The 6,560-nt window shown below is 61.0% G+C and carries 6 protein-coding genes; all 6 read right to left on the bottom strand.

The features are described from left to right. Nucleotides 1–311: 311 nt before the first annotated feature. Nucleotides 312–476, bottom strand: a complete 165-nt coding sequence (locus ACESMD_RS09985; RefSeq protein WP_372612747.1) for a hypothetical protein — start codon at nt 474–476, stop codon at nt 312–314. Next, nucleotides 473–1,825, bottom strand: coding sequence for an amidase (locus ACESMD_RS09980; RefSeq protein WP_372612745.1), 1,353 nt, complete (start codon nt 1,823–1,825; stop codon nt 473–475). Before ACESMD_RS09980 ends, ACESMD_RS09985 begins: the two co-directional genes overlap by 4 nt. After that, nucleotides 1,818–3,236, bottom strand: a complete 1,419-nt coding sequence (locus ACESMD_RS09975) for a TRAP transporter large permease subunit (protein WP_372612743.1) — start codon at nt 3,234–3,236, stop codon at nt 1,818–1,820. The genes ACESMD_RS09980 and ACESMD_RS09975 overlap by 8 nt, the downstream gene beginning before the upstream one ends. Beyond that, nucleotides 3,233–3,844: a TRAP transporter small permease subunit gene (locus ACESMD_RS09970; RefSeq protein ID WP_372612741.1), complete on the bottom strand. Its 612-nt coding sequence runs from the start codon at nt 3,842–3,844 to the stop codon at nt 3,233–3,235. The genes ACESMD_RS09975 and ACESMD_RS09970 overlap by 4 nt, the downstream gene beginning before the upstream one ends. A 153-nt stretch (nt 3,845–3,997) precedes the next feature. Beyond that, nucleotides 3,998–5,194 (bottom strand): TRAP transporter substrate-binding protein, encoded by a 1,197-nt coding sequence (locus ACESMD_RS09965; RefSeq protein ID WP_372612739.1) that lies wholly within the window; start codon nt 5,192–5,194, stop codon nt 3,998–4,000. A 217-nt stretch (nt 5,195–5,411) separates the two neighbouring features. Continuing rightward, nucleotides 5,412–6,560 (bottom strand): phosphoenolpyruvate carboxylase (locus ACESMD_RS09960; RefSeq protein WP_372612737.1); only part of this gene is annotated, 1,149 nt, incomplete at its 5' end.

The following is a 6,560-nucleotide window of genomic DNA, read 5'->3' as shown; positions in this document are numbered from 1 at the left end:
CCAGGGGACATCGCGGATCCATGGCTTCGGCGCCCGCATGCAGTTCGATCGCCTGGTCAGCCGTATCGAACTCGAGGAGATCGATGCCCCCAGCATGGCGCACCTGAATCTGGTGACTGCTTCGGTGCATTACGCTTTCTGATCAGGTCTTTCTGAACCGAGACGTCTCCAGCCCGAGTCGTCGGCGTCGCCAACACCCTGACAGCAAGGTCCCAACGAAAGACGCCAACCCCCCGAATGTCCACGGGAGATTGGCGTGCTTGTTCCTGCTGTAACGTCCTCAGGAATCACCCGAGCGCAGATCCATGCGCTCAGGCCTTCTTGACAAACAGTTCCACCCAGAAATCATATACCGCCAGGAAGACACAGGCCGTCACGAACAGGATCAGATCCACATGCGGCACCATGATCACCAAGGGCAGCAGGAACACGATCAACCCGGTCAGGGCCAGCAAGGCAAGAATTTTTTCACTCATTGTTCTCCCTCCTCGGAAAGTGTACGCACCAACCAGCGAGCCGTTCTCAACAAGCGGGCATCCTGACCGGGGGCACCCACCAGTTGTACCCCCACCGGCATTCCATTCGGCCCGGTCAGCAACGGAAGGCTGATGGCGGGCAGGCCGCAGAAGGTCCAGAGGCTGCAGAAGATCGGATCCCCCGTGGTGTCCAGGCTCTGCGGTGCCTCACCCGGTGCCGACAGGGTAACGATGGCATCGAAGCGTTCGAACACCAGCTTGAGGGAGTCCCGCAATACCTGGCGCATGTCCCGAGCGCCCTGGTAATCCACCGCCTTCATCGCACGTCCATCTTCGATCAACTGGCGGAAACGGTCACTGACCTGATCCGGTGATCGATCGACGTAATGACCGAGATTACGCGCCATCTCGGCCGTCATGATCGCTTCCAGCCACCCCACCCCGCGGGCGAAGACCTCGGGCAATTCGATCGCCTCGAGATGTGAACCCAGTGCCTCCTGGAGTTCACCGAAGGCCGCCTGTGTCTCGCCATCCGCACGATCCCAGAAGGGCGTCCTGGCATAGGCGAGATCCGGCGTCACCGGGGGCTCCGATGCCGCCGTGGCGGATAGGGGCCCGGGGCTCTGCTTGGTGTCCAGGTCCACATCATCCGGCCCCATCAACCACTCGACCAGTGCCGCATCCTCGATCGAGCGGGCGAAGATGCCCACCTGATCGAGACTCGGGGCCAGCCTGAGGATCCCCGTCCTGGGTATGGCGCCATAGGAAGGCTTGTAGCCGACGACACCGCAGAACGAGGCCGGACGAATCACCGAGCCATTGGTCTGGGTACCAATGGCCAGCGGAACCATGGCCGCCGCTACGGCGGCGGCCGAGCCACTCGAGGAGCCCCCGGGTGTGCGGCTCGGATCATGGGGGTTGTGCGTCTTGCCCGGCTGGTAGTAGGCAAACTCACTGGTTACGGTCTTGCCGAGTATCACGGCACCGGCGTCACGCAACCGCCTGATCACCGTGGCGTCTTCCTGGGCATTTCGACCACCATCCAGGGCCGTACCATTCCCGGTCGGCATGCCCTGCACATCGATGATGTCCTTGATCGCCACAGGCACCCCATGCAGAGGAGGCAAGGGCAATCCCAGCCGGCGTCGGCGGTCGCAATTCTCCGCCTGACGCATGGCTTTGTCGCGGTCGATGAACTCCCAGGCCTGGACCCGCCCCTCTTCCTCGGCGATTCGATCGAGACAGGAGGCGACATAGTCGCTGGAGGTCATCACCCCATCGGCAATGCGCCATGCCGCATCACGCGCCGTGAGCATCAAGGGATCTACGGCTTCGATACGCTTACCCATAAACAAGATCCGGTAGCCAGAATACGATTCCGGGGAAATTATAGAGAACGACCATCGCGAGTATCACCATGGCCAGGTACGGCATACAGCCCTTGAAGATATCCGTCAGCAGCACATGCGGTGGGGCTATCCCCTTCAGGTAATACGCCGACATCGCCATGGGGGGGGTCAGGAAGGACGTCTGCAGGTTGAGGGCCACCAGGATACCGAAGAACAGCGGATCGATACCGAACATCGGCAGCAAGGGCAGGAAGATCGGCACGAAGATGATGATGATCTCCGACCATTCCAGGGGCCAGCCAAGCAGGAAGATGATCAGCTGCGCCATCAACAGGAAGGTCAGCGGGGACAAGTCCAGGCCGGTGACGAACTCGGTGATCAGGTTTTCCCCACCCAGGTAAGAGAATACCGAGGAGAAGGTCCAGGAGCCGACGAACAGCCAGCAGACCATAGCAGTGGTCTTCATGGTCAGATAGACCGACTCACGCAGCCTTTCCCAGGTCAGTGCGCGATAGACCGCAGCCAGAGCAAGGCCACCCAGGGCGCCTGCCGATGCCGCTTCGGTCGGTGTCGCCAGGCCGAAGAGAATCGACCCCAGCACCGCCATGATCAGCACCGCCAGCGGCAGGAAGGAGGTGGCGACCATCAGGATCAGCTTCGGCGTGGAGATATCACCGATGTCTTCCTTCGTCGGCTTGGGCGCGATGGAGGGCTGGAGCATGGAACGCCCGATGATATAGGTCAAGTAGAGACCGGCGAGCAGCAAGCCCGGCAGCAGTGCCCCGGCATAGAGACGCACGATGGACGTACCCGAGGCCGCCGCATAGACGATCAACATGATCGAGGGGGGAATCAGTATCCCCAGGGTACCGCCGGCGCAGATGACACCCGAGGCGAAGCTGGTGTTGTAGCGCGCGTTGAGCATGGCCGGAAAGGCCAGCAGTCCCATCAGGGTCACCACGGCACCGACGATACCGGTGGCGGTGGCAAAGAGGGTACAGGTGATCAGGGCGGCGACGGCCATGGAGCCCGGTAACCGCCGCGCGGCAATGTAGAGGGTCGAGAAGAGGCGTTCGACGATGTTGGAGCGCTCGACGATATAACCCATGAAGAGGAAGAGGGGAACGGCGGTCAATACCTCGTTGGCCATGACCGAGTAGGTCTGGTTGACGAAGAGATCGAAGATCGTGTTGTTGAACAAGCCTCCCATCCAGCTTGACCAGAGGTCCATGCCCTCGACACCCGCCTCGATGGCACGGTCATAGTCCCGCCACATCCGGCTGGGATCGAAATAGGCGTAGTAGCCGAACCCTATACCCAGGGCCATCAGGGTGAAGGCGATGGGAAAGCCAAGGAAGATGACGAGGATGAAGATCCCCAGCATCATGATGGCAATAGCTGCATCGGTCATGCGTCATCCCTCCCCTTGGCGATTGTCTTCGCCTTGTCAATACCTTCTTCGGCAGCCTCCCTGATGAGCTTGTCCTCGAGTTCCTCGACATCACTTATGCTCGGCGGCCATTCATTGTGGCGAATGCAGAGGATGCAGCGACACACCTGGGCAATCCCCTGGATGAACAGCAGGAGACCGGCCGCCACGATGATGCCCTTGAACTGGAAGACCGGAACGCCGGCCGGCGAGAAGACGCTGACCTCCATGTAGCCGATGGAACGTGCGGCATACTTGGTCCCGGAAATCACCAGGGCCAGGATGCCGGGGAAGAAGAAGATGAAATAGAGCACCAGCTCCACGATGCCCTGGGTCCGCGGCTTCCAGAGACGATAGAGGAAATCGCCACGCACATGGGCATTGCGAGCCAGGGTATAGGCGCCACCCATCATGAACAGTGATCCATAGAGAATGTAGGACATGTCATAGGCCCAGGCCGTGGGCGCGTTGAACAGATAACGCGACAGCACCTCGTAACCCATGCCGAACGCCATCAGCAGGATCAGCCAGGCAAAGGCCCTACCGAACCAGGCGGTGAAGCGATCTATGAAATTGACGACGTTGATCATCGCTGTGAACACCTTGAGAAACGGCCGATGCCAGGACCACCTGGCCATCGCATCGGTGTCAGTGGACAGTACCGGTCCCTAACCGGGACCGGGTTCACCACAAATATCCCCGGCGCGATGGCCGGGGACCGTTAACCCGCGAGAAGCCGAACGTCAGAGCTTCAGTTTGCCCGGGAAGAAGTGCTCATAGGCCAGGGTGAGATCCGGCTTGTTCATGATCTCGTAGTAGGCCACACGCTCTGCCCACTCGCGCTGGCTCTGCATGCAACGGCTCATGAACTCGTCCTCTTCCAGACCGACGATCAGCGTATCCCAGGCCTCGAGCTGAGCGCTGAGGATCTCGCTGGAGGTGCGCTGCACAGAGACACCATGCTCATCCTGGAGAACCTGGAGGTCTCTGGAGTAGTTGTCGAGTGCCGCCGCGGTGTTGGACGTGGAGGCCGCCTCAACGGCGTACTTCAGGATGGCCTGCAGGTCTTCGGGCAGGTCGTCGAAGAAGGCCTTGTTGAACAGGAACTCGAAGGACTCACTGGCCTGGTGGTAGGAGGACAGATAATAGTTCTTGGCCACGTCCTGGGCACCGAAGCGCATGTCGGAGGACGGGTTGTTGAACTCGAAGGCATCGATGACGCCACGCTCCATCGCCGGCACGATCTCGCCACCCGGCAGTTGGGTGACGCTCATGCCCATCTCCTGCATGAGGTCGGCGGCCAGGCCAACGGTGCGATACTTGAGGCCCTGGACATCTTCAACCGAGGTGACGTCGGCTTCCTTGAACCAGCCGAACGGCTGAGCCGGCATCGGGAAGCCGAAGAAGCCGTAGACACCCAGACCGAGAATGTCCTCGGTCAGCTCACGGTAGAATTCCTGCCCGCCGCCCTGGTAGAACCACGACAGCATGTTGGTGGCGTCACCGCCCCAGACCGGGCCGGTACCGAACAGCGAGGCCGCCTTGTGCTTACCGTACCAGTAGACCGGCACGTCGTGGGCTGCATCGAGAATGCCATCATTGACGGCGTCGAGCAGCTGGAAGGCACCGACCACGGCACCCGCGGGCAGGAGGTCGATCTGCAGGCGTCCACCGGACATCTCGTGAACGCGGTCGACGTATTCACGAGCGAAATCCATCCAGATGTCACCCGAAGGCCAGGCGGTCTGCATCCTGATGACGATCGGGCTTTGCGCCATGACGGCTGGAGCGGCGAAGGAGCTCGCTGCCACACCGCCAGCGGCCAATAGACCGCCCTTCAGGAACTTGCGGCGAGAATTCTGCTGCGTATCAATGCTGGTGGAGTCATTGGCATCCACGGTAGCGTTCTTGTCGACGCTGGCGTCTGTGGTGTTGGACATTTTTATGGTCTCCCATTACGAACTGATTCGTTGTCGTTCGACGGTATCGACCCGAGCCGCTTTCGCTGACCGGATCACGTTGAGCATATCAAAGTACCCACTCATTAAAAACCAATCCGGAATAAATTTCCATAACGGCTGCGTTGGCATTTTTCACGCACGGTCAACATCTTGATCAGTGGCGCGTCTCTCATGAAACCTTAGTCGAATAGATCACTTAGCCGGTATTGCGAAGCCCTGTCGCGATTCCCGCCATGGTCACCATCAGGGCCCGTAACAGGTCGGCACTGATGGCCCCGTCGGCATCCCGGTTGCGCTGGAGCAATTCCGCCTGCAACCCATGCAGGGGGTCGATGTAAGGATTGCGAACCTCGATGGCCTGACGAATGAGTGGCGTCTTCTCGAGTAACGCCTGCTGGTCGAGGACCAGCAACAGCGCGTCATGCAAGACGCCGAAGCGACCACGCAGCCTTTCCCCGAGCGCCTTGAGGGAGGGCTCATCCACGAGGCGATGCTCGTAGTAGGCCGCGATTCCCACATCGGCCTTGGCCAGCAGCATCTCGAGCATATCCAGGTAGGTCCCGAAGAAGGGCCACTGATCGCGCATCTCCCGAAGCACATCCAGGCCCCCTTCCTGCTCCAGCCGCCGGGAAAAGGCTTCGCCACTCCCCAGCCAGGCGGGCAACATCAGGCGGATCTGAGTCCAGGCAAAGATCCAGGGAATGGCCCGCAGGGTTTCGACGCCGCCATCCTGACGCCGCTTGGTGGGCCGGGAGCCGAGCGGCAGTCGACCCAGGGCGCCTTCCGGCGTGACCGAACGGAAATAAGGCACGAAATCCGGATCCTCTCGCACGACCCCCACATAGGCGGCATGGGCCACCTCAGCCAGGCGATCCATCTCGTCACGCCATTCCGGCCGGGGAGCGGGTGGCGGCAAGAGGGACGCCTCGAGTACCGCGCAGGTATAGATTTCCATGGAGCGCAGGGCGATATCCGGCTGGCCGAACTTGAAACGGATCATCTCGCCCTGCTCGGTGACGCGCAGGCTGCCGTTCACCGACCCAGGCGGCTGGGAGAGGATGGCCGCATGGGCGGGACCGCCTCCGCGACCCACGGTACCGCCACGGCCGTGAAAGAGGGTCAGATCCACGCCATGGGACCGGCACACCTCCACCAGGGATTCCTGGGCTCGGTACTGGGCCCAGGCGGCAGCCAGCTGGCCGGCATCCTTCGCCGAATCGGAATAACCGATCATCACCTCCTGACGGTCCTCGACCAGCGCACGGTAACCGGGCAAGCCCAGCAGTTGATCGATGACATCACCGGCACGATTGAGATCATCGAGGGTCTCGAACAAGGGCGCGAT

It is taken from the genome of Halomonas sp., from assembly GCF_041689495.1.
GTDB lineage: Bacteria > Pseudomonadota > Gammaproteobacteria > Pseudomonadales > Halomonadaceae > Halomonas.
This window is presented reverse-complemented; position numbering and strand designations above follow the sequence as displayed.